The sequence below is a fragment of the Micrococcus sp. HMSC31B01 genome, assembly GCF_001816085.1.
Classification (GTDB): Bacteria; Actinomycetota; Actinomycetes; order Actinomycetales; family Micrococcaceae; genus Micrococcus; species Micrococcus luteus.
The window spans coordinates 1-3,482 of the sequence record NZ_KV825227.1 but is presented as its reverse complement, the minus strand read 5'-3'; the positions used below and the strand labels follow the sequence as shown (position 1 = coordinate 3,482).

Annotated in this window: 6 protein-coding genes; all 6 read left to right on the top strand. The window is 73.5% G+C overall.

Features of this window, described 5'->3' with window-relative positions; translation table 11 throughout:
* Positions 1-233 (top strand): PUA domain-containing protein (locus HMPREF3105_RS08545; protein WP_371441108.1); only part of this gene is annotated, 233 nt, incomplete at its 5' end.
* A 72-nt stretch (positions 234-305) separates the two neighbouring features.
* Entirely contained in the window at positions 306-1,655 is a 1,350-nt protein-coding gene (locus tag HMPREF3105_RS08540) for a glutamate-5-semialdehyde dehydrogenase (protein ID WP_070709247.1), read from the top strand.
* 79 nt (positions 1,656-1,734) lie between these two features.
* Positions 1,735-1,956: a hypothetical protein gene (locus HMPREF3105_RS08535; RefSeq protein ID WP_070709245.1), complete on the top strand. Its 222-nt coding sequence runs from the start codon at positions 1,735-1,737 to the stop codon at positions 1,954-1,956.
* Positions 1,957-2,030: 74 nt separating this feature from the next.
* Positions 2,031-2,678, top strand: a complete 648-nt coding sequence (gene nadD / locus HMPREF3105_RS08530; RefSeq protein ID WP_070709243.1) for a nicotinate-nucleotide adenylyltransferase — start codon at positions 2,031-2,033, stop codon at positions 2,676-2,678.
* Positions 2,675-3,100 (top strand): ribosome silencing factor, encoded by a 426-nt coding sequence (gene rsfS, locus HMPREF3105_RS08525; protein ID WP_070709241.1) that lies wholly within the window; start codon positions 2,675-2,677, stop codon positions 3,098-3,100. The genes nadD and rsfS overlap by 4 nt, the downstream gene beginning before the upstream one ends.
* Positions 3,101-3,113: 13 nt before the next feature.
* Positions 3,114-3,482 (top strand): histidine phosphatase family protein (locus tag HMPREF3105_RS08520; RefSeq protein ID WP_141762474.1); only part of this gene is annotated, 369 nt, incomplete at its 3' end.

Genomic DNA, 3,482 nt, shown 5'->3' with positions numbered 1-3,482 from the left:
TGGCCGCGGGCATCACCGGCTGCACGGGCGACTTCACGCCGGGCGACGTCGTCGAGATCGTGGACACGCACGGCCGGGTGCGGGCGCGCGGCCTCGTGCAGTACTCCTCGTCGCAGCTGCCCGCCATGCTCGGGCGGACGACCGCCGACCTCCGCGAGGACCTCGGCGCGGGCTACGACGGCGTCGTCGTGCACGCCGACGACTGGGTGCGTCTGGCTCCGCCGCAGCGCTGACCGGCACGGGCTCCGGCCGAGTCGACGGACCGGGCCTCGTGCCTCGTCCGGGGCGCTCGATAGGCTGGCGGCATGCAGACCACCGAGAGCACCGCACCCCAGGATCAGTCCGGCCGCCAGGACGCCGAGGCGCCGACGCCCGAGGTCGAGGAGGCCGTCCGCCAGCGGGCCGAGTGGGCGCGTCAGGCCGTGCCCGAGCTGGCCATCGCCGGCCGCGCCCGCAAGGACGCCGTCCTGCGCCACATGGCCGAGGCGCTGCGCGCCAACACCGCCGCGATCCTCACGGCCAACCGCGAGGACCGCGGCCGCGGCCGCGAGACCGGCACCTCGGCGGCCATGTTGGACCGCCTCAAGCTGGACGAGGCGCGCGTCGAGGCGCTGGCCCTCGCCCTGGAGACCCTGGCCGGACTGCCGGACCCCGTGGGCACCGTGGTCCGCGGCGGTCCGCTGCCCAACGGCGTGCGGATGAGCCAGGTGCGGGTGCCCCTGGGCGTCGTGGGCGCCGTGTACGAGGCCCGTCCGAACGTCACGGTGGACATCGCCGGCATCGCCCTGAAGTCGGGCAACGGCGTGATCCTGCGCGGCGGCTCGGCCGCGGAGTCCACCAACGCGGTCCTGATCCAGGTGCTGCGCGAGGCGCTCGTGGACCAGGGCTTCGACCCCAACATCATCCAGGGCATCGACGATCTCGGACGTCCCGGCGTCGCCGCGCTGATGGCCGCCCGTGGCGCGGTGGACGTCCTCGTCCCGCGCGGCGGCCGTGAGCTGATCCAGCGCGTGGTCCGCGAGGCCCGGGTGCCCGTGATCGAGACGGGTGAGGGCAACGTGCATCTGTACGTGGACGCCTCCGCACCCAAGCAGATGGCGGTGGACATCGCGCTCAACGCCAAGACCCACCGCACCTCCGTGTGCAATGCGGCCGAGACCCTGCTGCTCCACCGGGACGCGGAGGAGACGGGCCGAGAAGTGCTGCGCGCCCTCACCCGTGCCGGCGTGCTGCTGCACGTGGACGAGGCCGCGCGGGCCTGGCTGCCCACGCTGGCCGACCGCGGCGACCACGCCCGGGACGCCGTGGACGCCACGGAGGAGGACTGGGGCACCGAGTACCTGGACATGGAGATGGCCGTGCGGGTCGTGGACTCCCTCGACCAGGCGATCGAGCACATCGGCCGGTGGTCCACGGGCCACACGGAGGCCATCGTCACGAACGACCTGGCCGCGGCCGAGCGGTTCATCACCGAGGTGGATGCCGCGGCCGTCATCGTGAACGCGTCCACGCGCTTCACCGACGGCGGCGAGCTCGGCCTCGGCGCCGAAGTGGGCATCTCCACCCAGAAGATGCACGCCCGCGGGCCCATGGGCCTGGAGGAGCTCACGACCACCAAGTGGATCCTGCGCGGCGACGGGCAGATCCGCCGCTGAGCCGGGCTACGATGGACACCAGGACCCCTTCGGCCCGGCCCCGGCCCGGCCGTCTGACCCGCTGCACCGAGGAGCATCCATGCTGAACACCTCCCTGATCCTGGCCGCCGCCGAGGGCCACCACGTCGTCAACGAGCTGCCGATGGACCCCATCTGGTACGGCCTGCTCGTCTTCGCGCTGCTGATGGCCGCCCTGGCCGCCACCATGTCCATGCGCTCCCGTGCGCTGCGCCTGCCCGAGCCCACCACCGCGGTCCAGCACCACGGCACCGGCCGCAGCTCGCACACCTCCGGTCACTGACGTCTCACCGGCCCGCCGCGTCGCCGCCTCCGCCGGGGGCGGCGCGGCGGGCCGTCCGTTCGTCTCCTGAGCGCATGACCGTCGCCTCCCGCACCCCCGTCACCGCGCCCACCGCCGGGCGCGCTCGCCGTCCTCGCCTCGGCATCATGGGCGGCACCTTCGACCCGATCCACCACGGGCACCTCGTGGCCGCCTCCGAGGTGGCCGCCGAGTTCGAGCTGGACGAGGTCGTCTTCGTCCCCACGGGCCAGCCGTGGCAGAAGTCGGACCGGCAGGTTTCCCCGGCCGAGGACCGCTACCTCATGACCGTGGTGGCCACCGCCTCCAACCCCCGGTTCACCGTCTCCCGCGTGGACATCGACCGCCCCGGCGTGACCTACACCGTGGACACGCTGCGGGACCTGCGCCGCCTGCACCCGGACGCCGAGCTGTTCTTCATCACCGGCGCGGACGCCATGGGCCAGATCCTCACGTGGAAGGACGTGGACGAGCTGTGGGGCCTGGCGCACTTCGTCGGTGTCACCCGTCCCGGCCACGACCTCTCGGACATGGGCCTGGGCGCCGACGTGTCCCTGATGGAGATCCCCGCCATGGCGATCTCCTCCACGGACTGCCGGGAGCGCGTCCGCCGGGGCCGGCCCGTCTGGTATCTCGTCCCGGACGGCGTCGTCCAGTACATCGCCAAGCACCACCTCTACGTCTCGGAAGAGGAGACCTCGTGACCGTTCCCCAGACCACCCTGGACGCCCTCACCACCGCCGCGGCCGCCGCCGCAGACAAGCTCGGCACGCACATCGTCGCGTTCGACGTCGCCGAGCGGCTCGGCCTGACCGACGCCTTCCTGATCGCCTCCGGCGCCTCGGAGCGTCAGGTCAACGCGATCGTCGACGGCGTCGAGGAGGCGCTGCTGAAGGACGAGCAGCTCAAGCCGCTGCGTCGCGAGGGCCGGTCCGACGGCCACTGGGTGCTGCTCGACTACGGGCACTTCGTGGTGCACGTCCAGCATCGCGAGGACCGCGAGTTCTACGCGCTGGACCGCCTGTGGAAGGACACCCCGGCGATCGACCTCGGCCTGCCGGAGGAGAGCACCCGCCCGGACGCGGCCGCCCAGGACGACGACGCCTCCGCCTCGCACGCCTCCTGAGCGCGGCCGCGAGATGCGCCTGATCCTGCTGCGACACGGCGAGACCGACTGGAACGCCCTGGACCGGTACCAGGGGCACACGGACATCGAGCTGAACGCCGAGGGGGAGCGTCAGGCGCGCCGCGCCGCCGGCGGGCCCGTGGGCGATCTGCTCGAGGACGCGGAGGAGCTCGTGGCCGTGTGCTCCCCGCTGGCCCGGGCGCGCCGCACGGCCGAGATCGTCCTCCAGGCCCGGGTGGGCGCGGCGTCCGTGGCCGTCGACCCGGAGCTGATGGAGCTGGCCGGGGGAGAGTGGGAGGGCCTCGAGCTCAGTGCGATCGCGGAACGCTGGCCGGACGAGCACCGCCTCTGGCGGGCCGTGCCGGCGCTCGACGCCGGCCCC

What these genes read in the sequence shown, in the direction of transcription:
- HMPREF3105_RS08540 (WP_070709247.1), top strand. Translation starts at nt 306, where the DNA reads ATGCAGACCACCGAGAGCACCGCACCCCAGGATCAGTCCGGCCGCCAG.
- HMPREF3105_RS08535 (WP_070709245.1), top strand. Translation starts at nt 1,735, where the DNA reads ATGCTGAACACCTCCCTGATCCTGGCCGCCGCCGAGGGCCACCACGTC.
- nadD (WP_070709243.1), top strand. Translation starts at nt 2,031, where the DNA reads ATGACCGTCGCCTCCCGCACCCCCGTCACCGCGCCCACCGCCGGGCGC.